The sequence below is a fragment of the Streptomyces sp. NPDC048392 genome (genome assembly GCF_043200575.1).
Classification (GTDB): Bacteria; Actinomycetota; Actinomycetes; order Streptomycetales; family Streptomycetaceae; genus Streptomyces.
Map to the genome: position 1 here is coordinate 109,924 of NZ_JBICYB010000011.1, position 22,124 is coordinate 132,047.

Annotated in this window: 18 protein-coding genes and 1 pseudogene; 5 read left to right on the forward strand and 14 right to left on the reverse strand. The window is 72.4% G+C overall.

Features of this window, described 5'->3' with window-relative positions; genetic code table 11:
- Positions 1 to 75 precede the first annotated feature (75 nt).
- The 7 genes from pheA to ACGFYH_RS17480 all read right to left on the reverse strand — a co-directional run bounded on the left by pheA (position 76) and on the right by ACGFYH_RS17480 (position 7,589).
- Positions 76 to 1,008, reverse strand: a complete 933-nt coding sequence (pheA, locus tag ACGFYH_RS17450) for a prephenate dehydratase (RefSeq protein WP_393803992.1) — start codon at positions 1,006 to 1,008, stop codon at positions 76 to 78.
- Positions 1,009 to 1,088: 80 nt separating this feature from the next.
- Positions 1,089 to 2,411, reverse strand: coding sequence for an iron uptake transporter deferrochelatase/peroxidase subunit (gene efeB, locus ACGFYH_RS17455; protein ID WP_393803993.1), 1,323 nt, complete (start codon positions 2,409 to 2,411; stop codon positions 1,089 to 1,091).
- 8 nt (positions 2,412 to 2,419) lie between these two features.
- Complete coding sequence (locus ACGFYH_RS17460; protein ID WP_393803994.1) at positions 2,420 to 4,546, reverse strand: copper resistance CopC/CopD family protein; 2,127 nt, start codon at positions 4,544 to 4,546, stop codon at positions 2,420 to 2,422.
- A 13-nt stretch (positions 4,547 to 4,559) separates the two neighbouring features.
- Positions 4,560 to 5,063 carry a copper chaperone PCu(A)C gene (locus ACGFYH_RS17465; protein WP_393803995.1) on the reverse strand — a complete coding sequence of 168 codons (504 nt, stop codon included), beginning with the start codon at positions 5,061 to 5,063 and terminating at the stop codon, positions 4,560 to 4,562.
- Positions 5,060 to 5,710: an SCO family protein gene (locus tag ACGFYH_RS17470; RefSeq protein ID WP_393803996.1), complete on the reverse strand. Its 651-nt coding sequence runs from the start codon at positions 5,708 to 5,710 to the stop codon at positions 5,060 to 5,062. The genes ACGFYH_RS17465 and ACGFYH_RS17470 overlap by 4 nt, the downstream gene beginning before the upstream one ends.
- Before the next feature lie 146 nt (positions 5,711 to 5,856).
- Positions 5,857 to 6,615, reverse strand: a complete 759-nt coding sequence (locus tag ACGFYH_RS17475; protein ID WP_393803997.1) for a YcnI family protein — start codon at positions 6,613 to 6,615, stop codon at positions 5,857 to 5,859.
- 125 nt (positions 6,616 to 6,740) lie between these two features.
- Entirely contained in the window at positions 6,741 to 7,589 is an 849-nt protein-coding gene (locus ACGFYH_RS17480; RefSeq protein WP_393803998.1) for a hypothetical protein, read from the reverse strand.
- A 241-nt stretch (positions 7,590 to 7,830) separates the two neighbouring features.
- Between ACGFYH_RS17480 and ACGFYH_RS17485 the strand changes: the two genes are divergently transcribed.
- Positions 7,831 to 8,295: an ATP-binding protein gene (locus ACGFYH_RS17485; protein WP_393803999.1), complete on the forward strand. Its 465-nt coding sequence runs from the start codon at positions 7,831 to 7,833 to the stop codon at positions 8,293 to 8,295.
- Positions 8,296 to 8,544: 249 nt separating this feature from the next.
- Here the strand turns inward: ACGFYH_RS17485 and ACGFYH_RS17490 are convergent, their stop codons facing one another.
- Positions 8,545 to 10,032, reverse strand: a complete 1,488-nt coding sequence (locus ACGFYH_RS17490) for an aminopeptidase P family protein (RefSeq protein WP_393804000.1) — start codon at positions 10,030 to 10,032, stop codon at positions 8,545 to 8,547.
- A gap of 143 nt (positions 10,033 to 10,175) precedes the next feature.
- Positions 10,176 to 11,609, reverse strand: a complete 1,434-nt coding sequence (locus ACGFYH_RS17495) for a PP2C family protein-serine/threonine phosphatase (RefSeq protein WP_393804001.1) — start codon at positions 11,607 to 11,609, stop codon at positions 10,176 to 10,178.
- A 649-nt stretch (positions 11,610 to 12,258) separates the two neighbouring features.
- Between ACGFYH_RS17495 and ACGFYH_RS17500 the strand changes: the two genes are divergently transcribed.
- Complete coding sequence (locus ACGFYH_RS17500) at positions 12,259 to 12,924, forward strand: bifunctional DNA primase/polymerase (protein WP_393804002.1); 666 nt, start codon at positions 12,259 to 12,261, stop codon at positions 12,922 to 12,924.
- Positions 12,925 to 12,979: 55 nt separating this feature from the next.
- A pseudogene (locus ACGFYH_RS17505) lies at positions 12,980 to 13,645 on the forward strand (hypothetical protein); the annotation flags it as partial.
- Between the two features lie 415 nt (positions 13,646 to 14,060).
- Here ACGFYH_RS17505 and ACGFYH_RS17510 read toward each other — a convergent pair.
- The 3 genes from ACGFYH_RS17510 to ACGFYH_RS17520 form a co-directional block, all read right to left on the reverse strand.
- On the reverse strand, positions 14,061 to 15,026 hold the full coding sequence (locus ACGFYH_RS17510; RefSeq protein ID WP_393804003.1) for a DUF5926 family protein: 966 nt from the start codon (positions 15,024 to 15,026) through the stop codon (positions 14,061 to 14,063).
- Positions 15,027 to 15,260: 234 nt separating this feature from the next.
- On the reverse strand, positions 15,261 to 15,899 hold the full coding sequence (locus tag ACGFYH_RS17515; protein WP_393804004.1) for an ATP-binding protein: 639 nt from the start codon (positions 15,897 to 15,899) through the stop codon (positions 15,261 to 15,263).
- A gap of 127 nt (positions 15,900 to 16,026) precedes the next feature.
- Positions 16,027 to 16,854 carry a glycerophosphodiester phosphodiesterase gene (locus ACGFYH_RS17520; protein WP_393804005.1) on the reverse strand — a complete coding sequence of 276 codons (828 nt, stop codon included), beginning with the start codon at positions 16,852 to 16,854 and terminating at the stop codon, positions 16,027 to 16,029.
- A gap of 262 nt (positions 16,855 to 17,116) precedes the next feature.
- On the opposite strand from ACGFYH_RS17520, the gene ACGFYH_RS17525 reads away from it, so the two are divergent.
- Positions 17,117 to 18,655 (forward strand): S1C family serine protease, encoded by a 1,539-nt coding sequence (locus ACGFYH_RS17525; protein ID WP_393804006.1) that lies wholly within the window; start codon positions 17,117 to 17,119, stop codon positions 18,653 to 18,655.
- Positions 18,656 to 18,803: 148 nt separating this feature from the next.
- Here the strand turns inward: ACGFYH_RS17525 and ACGFYH_RS17530 are convergent, their stop codons facing one another.
- On the reverse strand, positions 18,804 to 19,697 hold the full coding sequence (locus tag ACGFYH_RS17530) for an NADP-dependent oxidoreductase (RefSeq protein WP_393804007.1): 894 nt from the start codon (positions 19,695 to 19,697) through the stop codon (positions 18,804 to 18,806).
- An 88-nt stretch (positions 19,698 to 19,785) separates the two neighbouring features.
- Here ACGFYH_RS17530 and ACGFYH_RS17535 point away from each other — a divergent pair, with 88 nt between their 5' ends.
- Positions 19,786 to 20,370 carry a TetR/AcrR family transcriptional regulator gene (locus ACGFYH_RS17535; RefSeq protein ID WP_393804008.1) on the forward strand — a complete coding sequence of 195 codons (585 nt, stop codon included), beginning with the start codon at positions 19,786 to 19,788 and terminating at the stop codon, positions 20,368 to 20,370.
- A gap of 302 nt (positions 20,371 to 20,672) precedes the next feature.
- On the opposite strand, the gene ACGFYH_RS17540 is transcribed toward ACGFYH_RS17535, so the two are convergent.
- Positions 20,673 to 22,070, reverse strand: coding sequence for an FAD-binding oxidoreductase (locus ACGFYH_RS17540; protein WP_393804009.1), 1,398 nt, complete (start codon positions 22,068 to 22,070; stop codon positions 20,673 to 20,675).
- Between the last annotated feature and the right edge of the window lie 54 nt (positions 22,071 to 22,124).

The window sequence follows — 22,124 nt, forward strand, 5'->3', positions numbered from 1 at the left end:
GGTCGAGAAGCAGACCTGTGGATAACTCCTGTGGACAACGAAAATCGGTAGGTACGACTGGCCGGTTCCCGGCGGTCAGAACCGGCCGTCCTGGCAACGCGCCACCCAGTCCGCCGCCGCCACGAACGCCTCGTCCGAGGTGCCCGGCCGCAGCGTGTCCACGTCCGCCGCCTCGACCTCCGCCCGCGGATACGACCCGAGGTAGCGCACTTGCAGGCAGGTCCGCTTCAGGCCCATCAGCGCGTCGGCCACCCGGCGGTCGGAGATGTGCCCCTCGGCGTCGATGCAGAAGCAGTAGTTCCCGATGCCGGCACCGGTGGGGCGGGACTGCAGCAGCATCAGGTTGATGCCCCGGGTGGCGAACTCGCCCAGCAGATCGCGCAGCCCGCCGGGGTGGTCGTCGCGCTGCCAGAGCACGACCGACGTCTTGTCCGCGCCGGTCGGCGCGGCGGGCCGGGCCGGCCGGCCCACCAGCACGAAGCGCGTCTGGGCGTTCTCCGCGTCGTGGATGTCGGCCTCCAGGACCTCCAGGCCGTAGCGCTCCGCGGCGAACTCACCGGCGAAGGCGGCGTCATACCGCCCCTCCTGGACCAGGCGGGCGCCGTCCGCGTTGGAGGCGGCGGACTCCCAGACGACGGCCGGGAGGTGGGCCTTGAGCCAGTTGCGGACCTGGGGCTGGGCCGCCGGGTGGGCGGTGACCGTCTTGATGTCCGACAGCTTGGTGCCGGGGCGGGCCAGCAGCGCGAAGGTGATGGACAGCAGTACCTCGCGGTAGATCATCAGCGGCTGGCCGGCGACCAGCTCGTCGAGGGTGGTGGTGATGCCGCCCTCGACGGAGTTCTCGATCGGCACGAACGCGGCTTCGGCCTCGCCGGTGCGCACCGCGTCGAGCGCGGACTGGACGGAGACGTACGGGACCAGCTCCCGGGTCGCCGTCTCCGGAAGCGTGCGCAGGGCGACTTCGGTGAAGGTGCCTTCAGGGCCGAGATACGCGTAACTGGCTGGCATGTCCTCACCCTAATGGGCCCGGGGAGGCCCGACTCCCGTGTCTGGTGCGAGCCCCTCCCAGGGGTGGTTGCCGGCCGGTATCACCCCTCCAGCAGCCGCTGCCCCACGTACTCTCCCTCCGCGGCACCGCCCGGCACCGCGAACAGTCCGCTCGCCTCGTGCCGGATGAAGCGCGACAGCGCGTCGCCCCGGTCCAGCTTGCGCTGCACGGGGACGAAGCCCCGCAGCGGATCTGCCTGCCAGCAGATGAAGAGCAGGCCGGCGTCCGGGACGCCGTCGGCGTCGAAGCCGTCGTGGTACGAGAAGGGCCGGCGGACCATGGCCGCGCCGCCGTTCTGGTCGGGGCGGGTGATGCGGGCGTGGGCATTGATCGGAACGACGAGTTCGCCGGCCCCGTCCGTCTTCTCCAGGTCCATCTCGGTCGTCTCGGTCCCTCCGGACAACGGCGCCCCGTCGGACTTGCGGCGGCCGATGACGTCCTCCTGCGCCTTGGCCGAGAGCTTCTCCCAGTCGTCGAGGAGCATGCGGATGCGGCGCACGACGACGTAGGAACCGTTCGCCATCCAGGCCTGCCCGTCCTTCCCGGGCTCCTCGGGAACGAAGATCCGCTTGTCGAAGTCCGGCTCGGCGGGCTTGGGATTGCGGGTGCCGTCGACCTGGCCCATGAGGTTCCGGGCCGTCATGGGGTGGGTGGTGGCGCCCGGCGAACGGTTGAAGCCGTTCATCTGCCAGCGGACGCGGGCGGCGGTCCCGGCGTCCTGCTGGATCGCGCGCAGGGCGTGGAAGGCCACCAGTGCGTCGTCGGCGCCGATCTGCACCCAGAGGTCGCCGTTGCTGCGGTTCCTGTCGAGGTGGTCGGAGGAGAAGTCGGGAAGTGGGTCGAGGGCGGCCGGGCGCTGCTCTTCCAGGCCGGTCCGGCCGAAGAAGGTGTGCCCGAATCCGAAGGTGACGGTCAGCGAGGAGGGGCCGGCGTCCCGGGCCACGCCCGTGTCACGGGCTCCGGCCGGCTCGCCCGCCATCAGCCGCCGGGCGGTGTCGGACCAGCGGCGCAGCAGCGCGGTGGCCTCCTTGCGGCCGGCGCCCGCCGCGAGGTCGAAGGCGACGAGGTGGCCGCAGGCCTGCATGGCGGTGGTGATGCCGGGCTGATGTTTCCCGTGAAACATCGCCCGCTCGCTGCCGAGCGAGGTGAGGGGGGTGGCGGCGGAGGAGGGCGCGGCGGCGTAACCGGCGGCGGCGCCCGCCGCGCCGAGGACGAGCCCGGTGGCACCGGCCGTGCCGAGCAGTCGCCGTCGCGAGATGCCGTCGGGGGCGGTGGTGTTCGGGCTGTCGAGCGGTCCGGGACCGCCGGGCGTCCCGTGGGTCGCCTCGGGGTTCCGGGCCTCGGGGATGGACTGTTCAGCCATGGTGCGGTTCAGCCGATCTGCGCGTTCTTGGTGAGGGTGACCTGGTCGATGTCGGAGGTCCGTACGGTGACGGCGACTTCCCAGTCACCGGCCGTCGGGATCTGTACTCCGCTCGCCGACCAGTGGCCGGTGGTGATGTGGTCGGGGACGACGGGCAGGGGGCCGATGTCCTTGGCCTTCTGGGTGAGGGCCACCTTCACCTCGGGGATGTCGAAGGCGGTTCCGTCCGGGCGCTCGACGTAGAGGTGCATGTCGTTGGCGCCGACCAGGGCGGGGTCGAGTTCGACCCGTACGACGCCCTTGCCGTTCTGGCTGCCGGTGTCGAAGGGCATGTCCAGCGTCACCGCTCCCGTGGAGGCGGCGGAGGCGGCGGAGGAGGTCGGGCCGGTGGCCCTGGTCTCCTCCTCGGTGCGGCCCGGCTCGGTCTGGGTCAGGACGGTGGTGACGGCGAGCAGGACGACGGCGACGCCCGCCTCGGCGAGCACGGAGCGGCGCAGTCCGAAGCGGTGGGGGTCGGCGTCCCGTTGCCGTTTCCGCCGGGCGGCGTCCACGGCGGCGCGCTGCCGGGCAAGCTGTGCGGCGCGCTCGGAGCCGGAGCCTCTCGCCGTGCCGGAGCCCTTCGCCGCGCCGGATGCCTTCTCGTCGACCTTCGAGTTCCCGGAAGTCTTCGCGGGCGTCTTCCCGGGCGTCTTCCCGGCGCCCGGCGAAGTCTCGGCGGCCGCCGTTCTCCCCGGAACCCCGGTCGTCTTCTCGGCGGCCGGCGTGCTCCCCGAGGCCGTGGTCCCCTCCGAGGCCGTGGTCCTCCCCGCCGCCCCGCTACTCTCCGCGGTCTTCGCCCTGTCGTTCTGACGGCCGCCGGACGTGCCCACCCGTTCCTTCCCCCGCTGCCGGGCGATGGCGGGCACGGCCTCCGCCAGCTGTGCCGTCCACCGTCGTGAGAAGTAGGCGACGCCGACGAGTACGGCCACGAGCCCGATCTTGACGAGGAGCAGCTGTCCGTACCGGGTGCCGGTGAAGGCCGTCCAGGAGCCGAGCTGGCGCCAGGACTGGTAGGTGCCGGTGGCCACCAGCGCGATCACGCTGCCGAAGGCGATGCGCGAGAACCGGTGTACGGCGAGGGCGGGGACCGGTGTGTCCGCGGGGCCGCGGTACAGGGCGACGAGCAGGGCGGTGAGCCCGCCGAGCCAGGTGGCGACGGCGATCAGGTGGACGACGTCGACCGGCATGGCGAGGCCGGCCTGAAGGCCGACGGAGGCGTGCTCGGACATCGCCCAGGTCGCCGCGAGGCCCACCGCCACGACGCTCCCGCCGACCGCGAGCCCGAAGGTGAGGTCCCGCTTCTCCTCGTCCTCCCGTTTGTCGTACGCGCCGAAGAGCACGGCGATGAACAGCGCGGCCGCCGCGAGCAGCAGCAGCCGGGAGACCAGCGCGGCGCCGGCCTTGGTCTGCAGCACCTCGCCGAGCAGGCTCAGGTCGAAGACGTCGGCGGCCTTCCCCGAGCCGGTGTAGGAGCCGCGCAGCAGGAGCAGCAGGAGGGTGGCGGCGGTCAGCGCGAGCCATCCGGAGACGACGAAGCGCTGTACGACGCGCACTCCGGAGCCGCGCGGCCAGCAGGCGAGCACGAAGGCGGCGCCGCCCACCAGGACGGCGAACCCGGCGTACGAGACGTACCGTCCGACCCCGTAGAGCCCGCCGATGAGCCCGCCGCCCGCCGCCCGCCCGGAGACGGAGACCGAGGTCGCGGACGGGGCGCCGACGGAGAAGGCGTAGGCGCCGGCGACCGGGTGGCTGTCGGCGGAGACGACCTGGTAGGTCACCGTGTACGTGCCGTCGGGCAGTCCGGTGTGCAGTTTCACGGAGTACGTCGTGCCGCCCGTGCCGGCCGGTCTGCCGTCGTCGACCCGCTTGCCCTTGGGGTCGAGGACGCGCAGCGAGTCGTCGTCCATGGAGACGGACTCGGAGAAGGTGAGCGACACCTGGGCCGGAGCCTTGTCGACCACCGCCCCCTGCCGGGGATCGCTGCCGGTGAGCGCGGCGTGCGCGGAGGCCGGCCCGGCGCCGGCCAGCAGCGCGCAGGCCGCGGCCAGGAGCAGCAGCACCAGGGTCCGGACGCGCGGGGCGATGGTCTGCGTCAAGGTGGTCCCTCCCTCAGTGTCCGGAGTCTTCGGAGCGTCCGGCGTGTCCGTCGGCGGGCTGGTAGGTGGCCGCCTTCACGGGCAGCTCGACCGTGACGGGGTCGGCGTGGGCGAAGTGCAGCTCGACGGCGACGGACTGGCCCTGCTTCGGCCGGTGCTTCAGCTTCTCGAACATCAGGTGGTTTCCACCGCTCTTGAACACGAGTCGGCCGTGGGCGGGGACCTTGAGGCGGTCGACCCGCTTCATGGTCCCGCCGACGGTTTCGTGCACCGTGACCTCGCCGGCCCCGCTGGTGACGGAGGTCAGTTCGTCGGCCGCGTCGCCCTCGTTGGTGATGGTGAGGAAACCGGCCGCCATCGAGTCGGAGACGGGCTGCGGTATGTAGGCGGCGTCGACCGAGAGTCCGGCGCCGGCGGCCGGGGAGCCGGACTCCGAGCCGCCGCAGCCCGCGAGGGCCAGGGCGCAGGCCAGTGTCACGGCGGCCAGGGCGGTACGGCCTCCCGGGCGGCCCCTCACGGGCTCTCCCCCTTGATGAGCTTGGGGAGGTCCTTGGTGTAGTCGTCGACCGTGGCGTCCTCGCCGTAGAGGACGTAGCCCGCGTCGGACTTCGGGGAGAAGGCGACGACCTGTGTGCCGTGGGCCGATACGGTCTTGCCGTCCTTGTCCTTGGTCGGCGGATCGATCGAGATGCCGAGGGTGCGGGCGCCGGCCTGGATGGTGTCGAAGTCGCCGGTCAGGCCGATGATCTGCGGGTCGATGCCCTTCAGCCACTCGCCGAGCGCGGCCGGGGTGTCGCGCTCCGGGTCGGTGCTGACGAACACGACGCGCAGCTTGTCCTGCTCCGCCCGGGGGAGCTGCTTCTTGGCCACGGCGATGTTGTTCATGGTCAGGGGGCAGACGTCGGGGCAGTGGGTGTAGCCGAAGTAGACCAGGGTGGGCTTGCCGGCGGTCTGCTCGCGGAGGTCGTACTTCTTGCCCTGGGTGTCGGTGAGGACCAGGTCGGGCTTCTCGAAGGGCTTGTCGAGGACGGTGGCTGCCTGGCGGCTGTTGTCCTCGGAGACCACGGTCACGGGCTTGTCGCCGGCGGCGTCGCTGCCGCAGGCGGACAGTGTCAGGGAGGCGGCGGCGAGCAGGGCGGCCGCGGCGAAGGTCTTCTTGCGCATAGGAAAATGTCCCAGATGTGAGGTGCTCCGGTGCGCGCCGGTGTCCGTCGGGCCGCCGGACGGGCGGTCCGACGGACGGTGTCCGGCGCGCACCGGACGAGAGGATGCGTCGGCGGGGTCGCGCCGACGCACCGGCGCGGGCGTTGTTACGCCGACGCGCCGGAGTTGCGCCGCCTGCCGGCCAGCACGCCGTACGCGACGCCCGCGGCACCGACGACGATGCCGACGATGCCGAGGACCCGGGCGGTGGTGTCGCTGCCGTCGCCGGAACCGGAGTCCGAGGAGGCGTCGGCGGCGGTGTTCCGCGCGGCCGCCCCGGTGGCGTCGTCCTCGGCGTCCGAGGAGCCCGACGCGCCGTGGGCGTCGTCCTCGGCGGCGGACAGCTTGAGCACCGGCGCCGGGGTGTCGGGCTCCTCCTGGCCCTCCTGGGGCACCTCGATCCAGCGCACGACCTCCTTGTTGGAGTACGTCTGGATCGTCTTGAACACGAGCTGGTCGGCGTCCTCGGGCAGCGCGCCGACGGAGACCGGGAACTTCTGGAAGTAGCCGGGCTCGACGCCCTTGCCGTCGGCGGTCCAGGTCACCTTGGTGACGACCTCGGTGAGCTTCTCACCGTGCGACTCCAGCGGCTTGGCCGGCTTGGACTTGGTGACCACTGCCTTCCAGCCGGGGACCGGCTCCGGCATCACGGACGCCAGCGGGTGGTCGGTGGGGAAGTTGACCTCCAGCTTGGTGGTGGAGGCGTTGTCGCGCTCGTTGGGCACCTTGAAGTCGACGACCGCGTAGCCGCCCTTGGCGGCCGTGCCCTCCGGCTGCACGCTGACGTGCGCGAAGGCGGGGGCGGACAGGGCGAGGACGGCGATGCCGGCAGTAACGCCGGCGGCGGCGATACGGGAAGCCTTCATGGACGGAGTACTCCGCTTCGGTGGGCACCGGCGCTGAGCCGGTGACGAGTGACGGGAGGATGCGCGCACGCGCGCGTGCCGCACGACGGTGGCCCCTCCGGAAGCGGAATGGCGGTCGCGTCGTGTCAGGCGGCGAGGGTGAACGTGTCACTCGGCGGGCCACGCCTGACGACCGTGTGCTGGAGTGCGGTGGTACGGGGCCGCGGCGGCGCCCATAGGGCGGTGTGCGGCGGACGCGGGCCCGTACCGGGGGCGCCGGCGAGCCCGGCGTGCAGAGCGCGCACCAGGGAGAGCGCCGCGCGCAGGGCGCGTACGAACGCCGCTTCGGCCATCGAGTGGGCCGAGTGCGCCGACAGTTCGACGAGCCGGGCCAGCGCCAGGTCCCCGCGCCGCAGCAGCCAGCCGGCGGCCAGGGCCGCGAGGACGTGCCCGAGCAGCATCGGCAGGGACGGCAGCAGCGAGGTGGAGCCACCGGCGGTGGCCAGGGCGTCGGCCGGGTGGTGCGTCGCACCCGCGTGGACGTCCGGGGCGATTCGCGCGTCGGTGAGGATCCGCTGGGCCTGGGCGGGGCTGATGGCCGCCGCGGTGGTCCCGCAGACCAGCCGTGCGGCCTGCTGGACCAGTGAGGCGTCGGACAGTGTGCCCGGTCCGCCGCCGGAGGCGACGGCCGTGCCGGACGCCGTGACCGCGGTGGTGCCGTGCTGGCCCAGTCCGAACAGGGTGTGCAGCGCCGTCTGTCCGACCGCGAGCAGCATCACGATGCCGGGCAGTGAGCGCCGGCGTCCGGCGAGGGGCACGGCGACCAGGACCGCCCCGAGGAACCCCGCGCCCAGCGACCACAACGGAACGGTGGCACAGGAGGCCAAGGTGTGCCCCGCCGCGGCCAGCACGACGCAGACCGCGGCGAACACCGCGGCCCGCAGGATCCGGAGATCGTTCCCGGAGCGCGCCGTTGGCGGGTGGGGGGCAGTCATGGCGGCCTCATCATCGCACTGACGCCCCGCGCGCCGTACGGCAGGTCCGCAAGATGCCGTACGGCCGGTATGCGGTGAACGGGATGGAAGATCACCTTCCGGCGCGAGTCGCCCCGCATACACCGATCGGCGGCGGGCACGCATCGGCCAGATGAGCGGAGTCACGGGCGGAGCGCGCTTACTCCCGGGTGTGAGGGGCAATACGTAACGGTATGTCGAGCCGCGGCCGGGAGGCTGGAGCATGAGCATCTGGTGGTCACTCCATTTGCGGCGCGAGGCTGCGAGCGTTTCCCTGGCGCGCCGCCTGCTGATCGGCACCATGGAGACCGCGGGCGTCGACCCCGACATCTCCTTCGACCTCTCCGTCGCGCTGAGCGAGGCCTGCGCGAACGCCGTCGAGCACGGCGGGGACGACGGCTCCGGCGGCCCCGGCGAGGCGTACCGCGTCACGGCCTACCTGGACGGCGAACGGTGCCGCATCGAGGTCGCCGACACGGGCCCCGGATTTCCCGCCCCCGTTCCGGACCGGCCGGGGTGCGTGGCCCGCCCGGTTTCCCCGGAGGCGGAGAGCGGTCGCGGACTGTGTCTCATCCGGGAGCTCGCCGACCATGTCCACATCGGCAGTACGCCGGGGCGGGCCGGTGCCGTGGTGAGCTTCGACAAGATCCTCAAGTGGCGGGAGAACGCCCCGCTGGTGGCGGTGTGACGGGCGCGCTCCGCCGAGCACGCCGAGGGCCGGGCACCCGTGAGTCCGTGTGGTGCCCGGCCCACGAAGGGCGGATCAGCGCGTGAGCGGTCGGCGCGCCGGCATCTCAGCGCTTCGGCCCGCACCGCTTCGGCGTGCACCGCACCGGCCCGCACCGCTTCGGCGCGCACCGCTTCGGCGCGCACCGCACCGGCCCGCACCGCACCGGCGTGCACTGCTTCGGCCCGCACCGCTTCGGTGCGCACCGCTTCACGGCTTCAGCGCGGCCATCCACTCCTCGACCTCGTCCGACCGGCGCGGCAGACCGGCGGACAGGTTCCGGTTGCCGTCGGCGGTGACGACGATGTCGTCCTCGATGCGCACGCCGATGCCCCGGTACTCCTCGGGCACGGTCAGGTCGTCGGCCTGGAAGTACAGGCCCGGCTCGACGGTGAGCACCATGCCGGGCTCCAACGTGCCGTCGACGTACGACTCCACGCGCGCGGCGGCGCAGTCGTGGACGTCCAGGCCGAGCATGTGGCCGGTGCCGTGCAGCGTCCAGCGGCGCTGCAGGCCGAGTTCGAGCACCCGCTCGACGGGGCCCTCGACCAGACCCCACTCGACGAGCCGCTCGGCCAGCACGCGCTGGGACGCGTCGTGGAAGCCGCGGTACTTGGCGCCGGGCTTCACCGCCGCGATGCCGGCCTCCTGGGCGTCGTACACCGCGTCGTAGATCTTCTTCTGCAGCTCGCTGTAGCGGCCGTTGAGCGGCAGCGTGCGCGTGACGTCGGCGGTGTAGTACGTGTGCGTCTCCACGCCCGCGTCGAGCAGCAGCAGGTCGCCGGAGCGGACCGGGCCGTCGTTGCGGACCCAGTGCAGGGTGCAGGCGTGCGGTCCCGCCGCGCAGATGGAGCCGTAGCCGACGTCGTTGCCCTCCACGCGCGCGCGGAGGAAGAAGGTGCCCTCGATGTAGCGCTCGCTGGTCGCCTCGGCCTTGTCGAGGACCTTCACGACGTCCTCGAAGCCGCGCACGGTGGAGTCGACGGCCTTCTGCAGCTCGCCGATCTCGAAGTCGTCCTTGACCAGGCGGGCCTCGGACAGGAAGACGCGCAGCTCCTCGTCGCGTTCGGCGGTGACCTTGTCGGCCAGGGCCGCCTCGATGCCGGCGTCGTAGCCGCGCACGACGCGCACCGGACCGGTGGCCTCGCGCAGGCTGTCGGCGAGTTCGCGGACGTCGGAGGCGGGGATGCCGTACAGCTTTCCGGCCTCGGTGAGGGAGTGCCGGCGGCCGACCCACAGCTCGCCCTGCCCGTTCAGCCAGAACTCGCCGTTCTCACGGTCCGAGCGCGGCAGCAGGTAGATCGTCGCGGTGTGGCCGTCGCCCTTGGGCTCCAGGACCAGCACGCCGTCCTCGGTCTGGTTGCCGGTGAGGTACGCGTACTCGACCGAGGCGCGGAAGGAGTACTCCGTGTCGTTCGAGCGGGTCTTCAGGTTGCCCGCGGGGATCACCAGGCGCTCGCCCGGGAAGCGGGCGGACAGGGCGGCCCGGCGGGCGGCGGTCTCGGCGGCCTGGGCGATCGGCTCCAGGTCACGCAGCTCCGTGTCGGCCCAGCCGGACTTCATGTTCTCGGCCAGCTCGTCGGACACGCCCGGGTACAGGCCGTTCTTGCGCTGCTTTGTGGGTTCCTCGGACTCGGTCTCCGGGCCCGCTGCGTCAGCAGCAAGATCAGATACTGCCGGGGTGAGCTCCTCCGCCACGGTCATCCTCCTCGATACGGCACTGGATCACCCCCATCGTACGGTCGTACGGAAGGGGGCCCAGGGTCGAAGGGCCTGTTACACGGAGGCGCTGCCGTCCGCTATGCGTGACGTCCGGGGCGCCGGCGCCCTGTCGGCGCCCGTTATCCGAACCGGACCGCCAGCAGAACGACGTCCTCCTCGGAGGCCGCGTCCGCCTTCCCGTCCGGCAGCACGGTGCGCAGAACGTGCTCGGCGACGGCGTCCGGGTCGTGCCGTGCGGCCCGGGGTACGCCGGCGGCCGCCGCGTGCAGCCGGGCGAAGGCGCGGTCGGCCGGCTCGCCGGTGCGGTGCAGCAGCCCGTCGGTGTAGAGCAGAACCGTCTCTCCGGGATCGGCCTGGAGCTCCACACTGGGCGCCTCCCAGCAGGCGAGCATGCCGAGCGGCGCGGAGACGGAGGTCTCGACGAACTCCGTGTGCCGCTCTCCGATCAGCAGGGGCGGACTGTGCCCGGCACCGGCCAGGGTGATCCGGCACAGCGCGGGCTCGCAGTAGCCGAACAGCGCGGTGGCCGAGCGGGCGGGCTCGGTGAGCCGCAGCAGCAGCTCCAGGTCGGACAGGACGGCGACCGGGTCCTCGCCCTCCATCACGGCGTACGCCCGCAGCGAGGCGCGCAGTCGCCCCATGGCCGCGACCGCGCTGGGACCCGAACCGGTGACGGACCCGACGGCGAGGCCGAGGGCGGCGTCCGGCAGAGGCAGCGCGTCGTACCAGTCGCCCCCGCCGAGCGGACCGGTGCGGTGCCGGGCGGCGAGCTGTACGCCGGGCACCCGGGGGAGCCGGGAGGGCAGCAGTTCCTCGGCCATCGTCGCCATGGACGCGCGGGTGCGCTCGACCTCCAGGAGGCGGGTCAGGTGCTGTGCGGCGTACCGGACGTACAGGCCGGCGAGGTGGCGCTGCCGCTCGCCCGGTTCGGCGGGCTCGTCGTAGAGCCACACGGCGGCGCCCAGGAGCCCGGTGCCTTCGGCGCACAGGGGGAGCGCGTAGCTGGCGGCGTAGCCGAGGCGGGCGGCGACCTCGCGGTGGCGGGGGTCGAGGCTCTTCTCGGCGAGCAGGTCGGGGGCGGCGATCCCGCCTTCGCCGACCGGCAGCCCGTCCAGAATCCGCCCGTAGGACAGGGAACTCCGGGGCACGGTCTCGATGTGGCCCAGGTCGGCGCGGGCGAGTCCGAGGCCGATGGTGGTGTCGGGGCCCAGTCCGTCGGCCGGTTCCAGCACGACCAGCCCGCGCCGGGCGCCGACCAGGGCGGCTCCGGCGCGCAGTAGCTCCTGGACGCCGTCGCAGAGGGTGTCCGTCCGGACCAGGCGCTCGGTCAGTTCGTGCAGGGTCGTGAGGTCCGAGACCCAGCCGGCGAGACGGTCCTGGAGCAGGGCGCCGGGGGCACAGTGGGTGCCCGAGGCGTCCGCGGCGGCTGCGGCATCCGTGGGATTCGGTGAGATCGCCGGTGCGGTGCCCGTGGCGGCGGACGCGACAGTGTGGGCGGGGGACGGAACCGTTGAATCGATTCCGGCCACTTTCGCAGGGTGCGGGGCGTTCATGGCGTCCGGCCTTCCGACCGGCGCCTACTGCTCAAAAGCATCGCGAACCCCCATGTCATTCTGCGCCGCTAGCAGTGTCTCCACATGTACACGCACTCGTAAGGGGATGTCCAGCATTGTCCTGCCGGGATTCCCGGTGTCCGCGGGGTGCGAGCGACCTCCTTCTCGACCCCTTGCGGAAAAGCGAAATTGGCTTGAAACTGCCCCAGAGGACGTCTTGTTGCGGTCGACTGGGGGTGCTTCACGGAGCGTCACAGCGGTCGTGATGGGTACGTACTCGGAGAAGGCCAGGGGTGGTTGGGGGCCACCTGGAACCTGGCGGCGGACCCGGGCGTCCTATCCACCGACGACCGTGCCCCATCCTCCCGTGGCGGAGGCGGAGAGAAATACGCGCGACGGCAAACGCCAGACTTCGCCACCCCCGCGCCACGCCCATGCTTGTGTCGGACGCAGTGTGGTCGGACCGTCACGGATGCAGTCAGTGCTCGACCCGCAGGGGTTTTCCTTGCCCTTGGCGGAGGCGTTCCCCGTGGGGGCGTCCCTCGGCAGGGGTGTGATGCGCCACCAGCAACGCACAGCGAAGTGATCGACACATGGTGTGAAGAGACCACGGTGTTGCCAGGCGTGCAACGGAAAGGAACGAGCGCTCATGCGCGAGATCCTCGGAAGGCGACACAGGCTCCTGTCCCAGCAGGACGACGGGCAGCCTGAGCTGATCGGCGCGGCCCTGACCTGCGCGACACAATGGCAGTGGCCCGTACTCCCGGGCGCGGCGGCGGACTCGCGGGCGCGGTCACGCTGCGGCTGCCCCGACCCCGAGTGCACGGTGCCTGGCGCGCATCCCTTCGACCCCGGACTTCTCGCGGCGACCACCGACGCGCGCATGGTGCGCTGGTGGTGGACCAACCGGCCGACCGCGCCGATCGTCCTGGCCACCGGAGGCAGCGCCCCGTGCGCCGTCTCCCTGCCCGCTCTGCCGGCCGCCCACGCCCTGGCCGCGCTCGACCGTGCCGGGCTGCGGCTCGGCCCGGTCGTCGCCTCGCCCACCCGCTGGTCGCTGCTGGTCAGGCCGTACTCCATGGAGCAGCTGGGCGAGCTGCTCTACGCCAAGGACTTCGTCCCCGGCTCGCTGCGCTTCCACGGCGAGGGCGGTTACCTCGCACTGCCCCCGTCCGAGACCGGCGCGGGTGCCGTCCGCTGGGAGCGCGCACCGCTGCCGGGCTCCGCCTCGCCCTGGGTGCCCGATGTGGAGGCCGTGGTGGACGCGGTGGTCGACGCCCTCACTCGTACGGGTGTGAGCGCGCCCGAGTTGTAGGAGTGTCCGGCGCGCGCCGGAGCCCGCGCCCGCCTCGGTCGTTATCGTCCGCCCCATGCCGCTGCACGCAGGACAGCACCGCGCCGTCGGGCCGTACCGCACCGGGTCACGCCGTGGCGGGCCGGACCATCGGCTGTGGCGTCTGTACGGGCTCGCCGGTGTCGTGGTGTGCGCGGTCGTGCTGCCGTTCGCCGTGGCGTCCGCGGGGCCTTCGGGCGGCGGGGGCGAGGAGGCGGCCGTGGCCGTCCCGCTCCTCACGCGGGGCGGTGACGGCAAGGCGTCCGGGGCCGCGTCCGGACCCGGGTCCGGGACGGGGGGAGGCGACCGCGCTCCGGCAGAGGCCGCGCCCGCCCGTTCCCCGCTGCCGCCCGGCCCGGCGCTGGCCGCGCGCTGCGGCCCCGAACTCACCTCACCCGCGGGCGTCGAGGCGCAGACCTGTGTCCTGGCCCGGGGTGCGGAGACCTGGGCCAGGACCTACTACCGCAACGCCACCGGTGGCCCGCTCGAGTCCGTACTGAGTCTCATCGGGCCCGGCGGGCGGAGCATGCGGACGCGCTGTGCGGTGAGCGCCGAGGACGCGCCGGGCACCTGCGAGACGCCGCCGGAAGGCACCCGGGGCGGTTTGGCGGGGTACACCGCGGTCGCCGAGTTCGCGAGCCGGGCCGGGTACGGGCCGCTGCTGCTGCGCAGCGGGAGCAACGGGGACACCGGGAGTGACGGGGGCGACGGGAGTACCGAAGCCGACGGGAGCGGCGGGAGTACCGAAGCCGACGGGAGCGGCGGGAACACCGAAGCCGACGGGAGTGGCGGGAGTACCGGGAGCGGCGTGAACGCAGAGGACAGCGGAGGAGACACCGGTGACATCAACTTCGTTGTGGAAACGGCGAGTTGACGAAGGGCTGCGGCCGGTGCACGGCCGGGTGCATGGGAAGACCCGGTTGCTGGCGACGGGGGATGCACCAGCAACCGGGCTACTCGAACGGTAACAAGAGATCGGCGGTTGGCAAATTCGATCTCCTGCTTTCCGGTCACCGACTGGCTTGTCCTCACCGGGAGTTGTGACCGCAGTCATCCGTCCACGGGCCATCGGTCCGGCTGACCGGTCGGTCAGCCGGACCGGCCTCCGCGGCCGTGCGTCAGCTGAGGGTGACCTGTCGGTTGGTCAGGCCGCCGCGCGCCCGGCGCTCGTCGTGCGTGAGCGCAGCGTCCGTGGCCAGGGCCCCCGCGAGCCGCTCGGCGAACTCGGCGGCCGGCTTCTCGGTGTCCTGCGCGGTGATCTCGCTCGGCAGGTCCCACACCGGCACGGTGAGCCCGTGAGCGCGGAAGGAGCCGACGAGGCGGGTGCCCTCGCCGAGGGACGACCGGCCCGCGGCGTGCAGCCGGGCGAGAGCGTCCAGAAGCCGCTCCTCCTCGTGCGGCATGACCCAGCGCAAATGGTTCTTGTCCGGCGTCTCGCACCAGTAGGCGGCGTCCACGCTCTGCAGCCGGACGGTCGGGATGGCCGCGGCGTTGGCCCGCTCCAGGGAGGCGGTCACGTCCGGGGTGGCGTTGTCCGGGTCCGGGACCCAGAACTCGAAGCCCGAGTGCACCTCCGGCTCGAAGGCCCCCTCGGGCGCGAGCAGGTCCTGCAGCCGCGGACCGTCGGCCGGCGCGCGGCGGCCCTGCACCGGGGTGCCCGGCTCCGCGGTCAGCGCCCGCGCGAGGGTGTCGGCGAGGTCGCGGCTGATGTCGCCCGACGCCGTGTCGTTCTGCAGGCCGAGCAGGACCGAGCCGTCGTCGCGGCGCAGGGCGGGCCAGGCCATCGGCAGCACCGTGGCCAGCGTGACGGAGGGGACGCCCTCGGGCAGACCGTCCCGCAGGGTCAGCCGGGCCGTGGCCGCCGGGACCAGCTCCCGCAGCGCCACCCAGTCGCACTCGCCGGCCAGCCCCTCGAACGGGCGCTGCACCAGCGCGGTGGTGGCCTGCGCGGCGGTCCGGCCGTGGCAGGCCTTGTACCGGCGGCCGCTGCCGCAGGGGCAGGGCTCGCGGGCGCCGACGACCGGGACCTCGCCATCGTCGAGCTGGGGCCGCTTGGCCTTCGTCTGGGGTCGCTTCTTGGCCATCGTGGGTGTCTCCCGGTTACGGCTCTACTCGTACGGGCGCGAGCCTAGCCGTTCCCACCGTGGCCGACGGGGTCCTGTGGACGACGGGCCGTCTGTGGACAACTCGTCCCTGCCCGCTCCGACTACGTCCCCGTCCGCCCCGACCAGGCCTTTGCCTGCCCGGCCGTGTCCCTGCCCGCTCCCGGCACGCCGCGGGGCCGGCGGCCCGCCCCCGCTCCGGTGCATGCCGCCGGGTCAGGCCAGGTCGTCGAAGGCGTCCGCGAAGTCCAGGCCGGGCACCTCCGACACCGCCGGGGCCGAGATCCGGGCGGCGAAGTCGTCGCGCCGGTGCCCGGCGTCCGGGTCGTGCACGTCCTCGTGGACGACGACCCAGACCGTGACCTCTCCGCGTGCGTCGTCCCGTACACCCCAGTCGTCGGCGAGCGCCGTGATGATGTTCAGCCCGCGGCCGCCGTGCGCGGTGACGGAGGGGGTCGCCGGGGCGGGTCGGGTCGGGCCGCCACCGTCCGTGACCTCGACCAGCAGCCGGCCGCCCGCGTCCACCTGCCACGCGGCGCGGACGTCACCGTCCCCGGCCAGGGCCTCGCCCAGCGGACGGCCGTGCTTGCACGCGTTGCTCAAGAGTTCGGAAAGGACCAGTACAGCGTCGTCGATGACCGATTCCGACACACCGCCTCTGCGCAACTGGTCACGCATGCGGTGTCTTGCCTTCCCCACGCCCGCAGGGCCATGGGGAACGGCCATGCTCGACGACGTGGGCACTTCCTGTGCCACCACCAACGCCACCCCCGAGACCTCCTTCGCCCCACGCCACGGTGTGGATGCCCCATCGTTCTGAGCCGGAAACCGGCCGCTCCCCGCACGGTGACGCATTCGACACGGTCGAACACGTACCGAACGCGCCGGAGCACTCCCTGTAATCACATGGCTGGATGTGGTCGGTGTGGCCGAGACCGGAGAATGCGGCAGTCGGGCCGCCGGGTCAAGAGCCGCGTACGAATCAGCGGCCCAGGTGGTCCAGGACGGCGCGCGGCCGGTTGGTGATGATGGCATCGACGCCCAGGCCGGAGCAGAGATCGACGTCTGCGGCCTCGTTCACCGTCCACACGTGCACCTGGTGGCCCGCCGCCTTCAGGCGCTCGATGTAAGCGGGGTGGTTGCGCACGATCCGGATCGAAGGGCCCGCGATCCGGACACCCGCGGGCAGTCGCCCGTCGCGCAGCCGGGGGGAGACGAACTGCATCAGATAGACCGTCGGCAGCGTCGGCGACGCGGCCCGCACCCGGTGCAGCGACCGGGCCGAGAAGCTCATCACCCGCACCGGGGACTCCTCGGCCGAGGCGGGGGCGTCGAGGCCGAACCGCTTCAGGAGCAACAGCAGCCGCTCCTCCACCTGCCCCGCCCAGCGGGTGGGATGCTTGGTCTCGATGGCCAGCTCCACGCGCCGCCCCGCGTCGGAGACCAGCTGGAGCAGCCGCTCCAGGGTCAGGACGGAGGTCTCCTCCCGGTCCTCGGGCCGGTGCTCCCAGTCGGGCTGCTCGTCGCGGGTGCGCCAGAACTCCCGGGTCCGGCGCGCGCCGAAGTCCAGCGCGGCCAGATCGGCGAGTTCCAGCGCGGACACCGCGCCGCGGCCGTTCGACGTGCGATTGACGCGCCAGTCGTGGACGCAGACGAGATGGCCGTCGGCGGTCAGGCGCACATCGCACTCGAGGGCGTCCGCCCCGTCCTCGATCGCCTTCCGGTAGGCGGCCAGGGTGTGCTCGGGGGCCTCCTCGGAGGCCCCACGGTGGGCGACGACCTGAATCCGGTGCTGTCGTGCGTGGGTCACCGCGTCATGGTGCCACCGCGGGCGGGTACACGTGCCATCGGGGGAAGCGACAGCACGTCCGTTTAGTCTTGGATGACCCATGTAAGGGGCGGTCGGAGACGCACAGCAACCGCTTATGGTGCTCTGACGGCCCGTGGGAAAAGCTGATGGCATACAAAATCACCAGCACATCCGCATCGCGCCGGACCGTGGAGCAGCGCGTGAGCGTGGCTGAGCGCGACCAGGGTGAGCGACAACCAGCCGTGGAACGAGGAGAGAAGCTGTGAGCACCGAGAACGAGGGCACCGCGGTACCCCCGGCCCCGTCCGCACCTCCAGCGCCGGTGGATGCTCCCACTGCCTCCGACCAGCCCCCCGTCCCGCACCGGGCCCCCGCCCCGGAGGCCCCGGCGGCTCCCCCCGCCCAGGCCCCGGCCGCACCGCGGGGACCCGCGACACAGCAGGACACGGGAGCGCAGGGGCCGGCGACACCTCAGGGATACCCGGCGCCTCAGCACGCGGCACCCCGCGGCGGCGAGGCCCCTCAGGGCTCCGCGGCACCGGACGCCTCCTGGCCTCCGCCCCCGCCGCCGGGCACCCCGGCCCCCACCCCGACGTACGGCGGCGGCGACGGCTCCGGAGACGGCGCCGGTGGCGGGGCAGGCGGCTGGGGGGCCTCGTACCAGCCCCCCGCCTCGAAGCCCCGTCGCGGCCGCGGCGGCATCGTCGCCGGGGTTCTGATCGCCGCGCTGGTCGCGGGCGGTGTGGGCGGCGGTCTCGGTTACACCCTGGCCAAGAACAACGACGAGAGCGGTTCCACGACGGTCGCCGCCTCCGACACCGGCGGCTCGGTCAAGCGCGACGCGGGCACGGTGGCCGGTGTGGCAGCCAGGGCGCTGCCGAGCACGGTCACCATCCAGGCCGAGGGAAGCAACGGCGAGGGCGGCACCGGCACCGGGTTCGTCTTCGACAGGGAAGGCCACATCCTCACCAACAACCACGTGGTGGCGGAGGCGGTCGACGGAGGCAAGCTCAGCGCGACCTTCCCCGACGGCAAGAAGTACGACGCCGTAGTGGTCGGCCACGCGCAGGGCTACGACGTCGCGGTGATCAAGCTGGAGGACGCCCCCTCGGACCTGAAGCCCCTCCCCCTGGGCGACTCCGACAAGGTCGCCGTGGGCGACTCGACGATCGCCATCGGCGCCCCCTTCGGTCTGTCCAACACGGTGACCACGGGCATCATCAGCGCCAAGAACCGTCCCGTGGCGTCCAGCGACGGCAGCGCCGACAGCAAGGCGTCCTACATGAGCGCCCTGCAGACCGACGCGTCGATCAACCCGGGCAACTCCGGCGGCCCCCTGCTGGACGCGCAGGGGAACGTGATCGGGATCAACTCCGCGATCCAGTCCACGAGCAACGGCGGTTTCGGCACCGGCCAGGCCGGCTCCATCGGCCTGGGCTTCGCCATCCCCGTCAACCAGGCCAAGTTCGTCGCCCAGCAACTGATCAAGAACGGCAAGCCGGTGTACGCGAAGATCGGTGCCTCCGTCTCCCTGGAGGAGACGACGAACGGCGCCAAGATCACCGAGCAGGGCGTAGGCGGCTCCGAGCCCGTCGAACCGGGCGGCCCCGCCGCCGACGCCGGCCTCAAGCCCGGTGACGTCATCACCAAGCTCGACGACCGGGTGATCGACAGCGGCCCGACCCTGATCGGCGAGATCTGGACCCACAAGCCCGGCGACGAGGTCACGGTCACCTACAAGCGCGGCGGCGAGCAGCACACGACCGAGGTCACGCTGGGTTCGAAGGTCGGCGACGACTGATCCCGATCCAGCTCCGTTCCACCGCACCACCGGGGTTCGCCCCGGTGGTGCGGTGCGTTCGGTGGGGGGCACGCGGAGCGAGCGGATCTCGGCGGCCCGCGCCGGTCTCGCTCCGGAGGTGATCCGGATATCCACCCGATGCGGACACTCAGACGACGACGACCCGGCGCCCGCGCGTGTGACCCGCCTGGCTGTCGGTGTGCGCCGCCGCGGCCTCGGCGAGCGCGTACGACTTCTCGACCGGGATGTGGAGCTTGCCCCGCGAGATCAGGTCGACCGTCTCGGCGAGTGCCGCCGGCACGCTCCCGGCCACGCCGGAGAACCGGACGCCGACCTCGGGCGCGCCGAGGTCGGCGATCGTGACGACCTTCTGCGGATCCCCGGTCAGTCCGACGAGTTCGCGGAGCACGCCCGAGCCGGCCAGATCGAGGGCCGCGTCCACACGGCCGAGCCGCCGCACCCGCTCCGCCCAGCCTTCGCCGTACGTCGTGGCGACGGCCCCCAGACCGCGCAGATACTCCTGATTCGCCGCACCGGCCGTGCCGACCACCGTGATGCCGCGGTCGCGGGCGATCTGCAGCACCGCCGATCCGACGCCCCCGGACGCGCCACTGACCAGCAGCGTCTGCCCGGGCCGCACACCGACCTCGCGGATGACGCGCAACGCGGTCTCCATCACGGAGGGATACCCGGCCGCCTCCTCGAACGTCAGCCCCTCGGGCATCCGGGCCCAGGCCGACAGCACCGCGAACTCGGCGTAGGTGCTGGACCCCTCGCCGAACACGCGATCACCGGCCTCGACCCCTTCGACCCCCGCGCCGACCTCGTCCACCACCCCGGCGGCGTCCAGACCGACCCCGGCGGGCAACTCGACCGGATGGGCTCCCAGGACCTGGCCCTCACGAATCCTCCAGTCGACGGGATTCACGCCCGCCGCTCGCACGGCGACGCGTATCTCCCCGGGACCCGCGTGGGGCTCCTCGGCGTCAACGAGGCGCAGGACATCCGGACCACCGAACTCGGCGAAGCTCACTTTCTTCATGCGACCGACGCTAGCACTAACGGTTGCGGCTTCATAGCCGTTATCTTTTCATATCGGTTATGCTTTCCTACCTGATAGCCTGCGCCGTATGACCGTGCAGTCCGGACGCCGTGAGCGCAAGAAGGCGGCGACCCGCCAGAAGATCGCCGACACCGCGCTGCGGCTCTTCCTGGAGCGCGGGTACGACGCGGTGGGTATCCGGGACGTGGCCGCCGAGGCCGACGTGGCCGTCACCACGCTCTTCTCGCACTTCGCCTCGAAAGAGGCTCTGGTGTTCGAACAGGACGAGGACTTCGAGCAACGCTTCACCCAGGCGGTCACCGACCGGGCGCCCCACGAGCCGCTCGTCCCCGCGCTGCGCCGCGAGGTCCTGGCTCTGGTGCGGCATTGCACCGCGGACGGTGCCGCCCCGATCTGGCGCATGATCGACACGTCACCCGCCCTGCGGAAGTACGACGAGTCGATGCGGCTGCGCCACGCGGACGCACTGGCGTCGGCCATCGCCGCCGACCCCGACCTGACCCGGAGCTCCACCGCCGCCCGCACGATCGCCAGGTTCGTGATCGACGCCTACTCACTGGCCCGCGAGGCGCCCGATCCGGAGGCCGCGCTGGACGAGATCTTCCCGATGATCGAGGCGGCCTGGGAGGCCGCGTCCCCTCCTCACAACTGAGACCCGCCCGCACCGAAGACGGGGCGTGGCGTCGCGGCGCAGTCACGCGTGATCGATGCCGCGGCGGCAGGCTCCTGGTCTCGTCCGCAACGGGCGACTCACCAGGGCGGCATGTGCCGGCTCGACACGCGGCGTTCGGTCTCGGAGATTCCCGGGCCCTGCGCGGCGCGGCAGCGAGGCCGGCCCGCGTCACACCCGGCCGGGCCGCGGGTGTACACCGGGGCCCCGGGCCGGGCCGCGGGTGCAGACCGATCTCTTCGGCTCCTCCGGCATCGGTGTGCCTTGCTCGTCCACGTGCCGTCTCACGCTGCCGACAGCGAGATGTTCTGGTTGGCGCGGAAGAAGTTGTCCGGGTCGTAGGTCCTCTTGACCGAGGCCAGCCGGTCATAGTTGCCGCGGTAGGTGGACCGGACTCGCTCCGGGCCCTCGGCCTCTCCGAGGAAGTTGACGTACGAACCACCCATGGAGTGCGGGTGCAGGTCGGTCCAGTAGTCGACGCACCACTGCCGGATCAGGTCGGCGTTTGCCGGATCGGGATCGATGCCGCCGATGACGCCGGACCACACGGCGTCCCGGTAGGCCCAGGCGGTCGCGTCGGGGCCGACTCGGTGGGCCGCCCCGTCCACCGGGTACAGGTGCATCGTCGACAGGTCGGTGGGGATCCCGTGGCCGTACCTCTCGTGCACCGCGATGGCGTCATCGGAAATGGTGTCGAAGAAGTCGCCGCGCCAATACCACTGCAACCCTTTCGGAATCAGCTCGTCGAACATGGTCTGCAGGGCGGGGTAGGGCATGGGCGCGGTGAAGTGGAAGGCCGGTGGTGCCGGATCGTTGACCACCGACATCACCTCTTCCAGACGTTCGGCCTCCAGGTCGCCCACGTGACACCAGACCACGCCGCACATCTTCTGCCCGTGGATCGGCTCCGGGAAGGGCGCCCCGGGCGGGACGACGAGAACCAGGAAGAAGCCGGTGAGCTCCTCCGGCGCGGCGGGCAGGAACTCTCGGTACCACCGCAACACGTCTGCTGTGCGGTCGATCGGCCATACGGTCACCCCGACTCCGACGGTGTGCACCGGGTGCAGCCGGTAGGTGAACGAGGTGACCACGCCGAAGTTGCCGCCGCCGCCCCGCAGCGCCCAGAGAAGGTCTGGGTGTTCCCTCTCGGATGCGGTGACGAGGCTGCCGTCGGCCAGGACGACATCCGCGGCGATCAGGCTGTCGATCGTCAACCCGTACCTGCGGGTCAGGTGGCCGTGTCCGCCGCCCAGCGTGAGCCCGCCCACTCCGGTGGTCGACATGATCCCGGCCGGCACGCCGAGACCGAAGGCGTGTGTCTCGTGGTCCAGGTCGCCGAGCAGACTGCCTCCGCCCACCTGCACGGTGCCGGCCTCGGGGTCGACACGCGCCCAGCGCATCGGGGACAGGTCGAGGGTGAGCCCGCCCTCGATCAGACACAGCCCGGGCCCGCTGTGACCGCCACCGCGTACCGCGAGGTCGACCCCTGTCTCCTGGGCGAAGGCGAGGGTCGTCCGCACGTCCGCCGTGCCCACACACCGGGAGATGGCGGCCGGACGCCGGTCGATCATGGCGTTGTAGAGGCTGCGGCTCTCGTCGTAGTCCGTGTCCTGCGGTGTGACGACACGACCCCGCAAAGCCGCGCGCAGGCTGTCGAGGGCAGTTGCGTCAATGCCGCTCATGGTCGAACACCTCTTGGAGGGAGTGCCGAACCCGATGGCCGCAGGCGGGCGAAG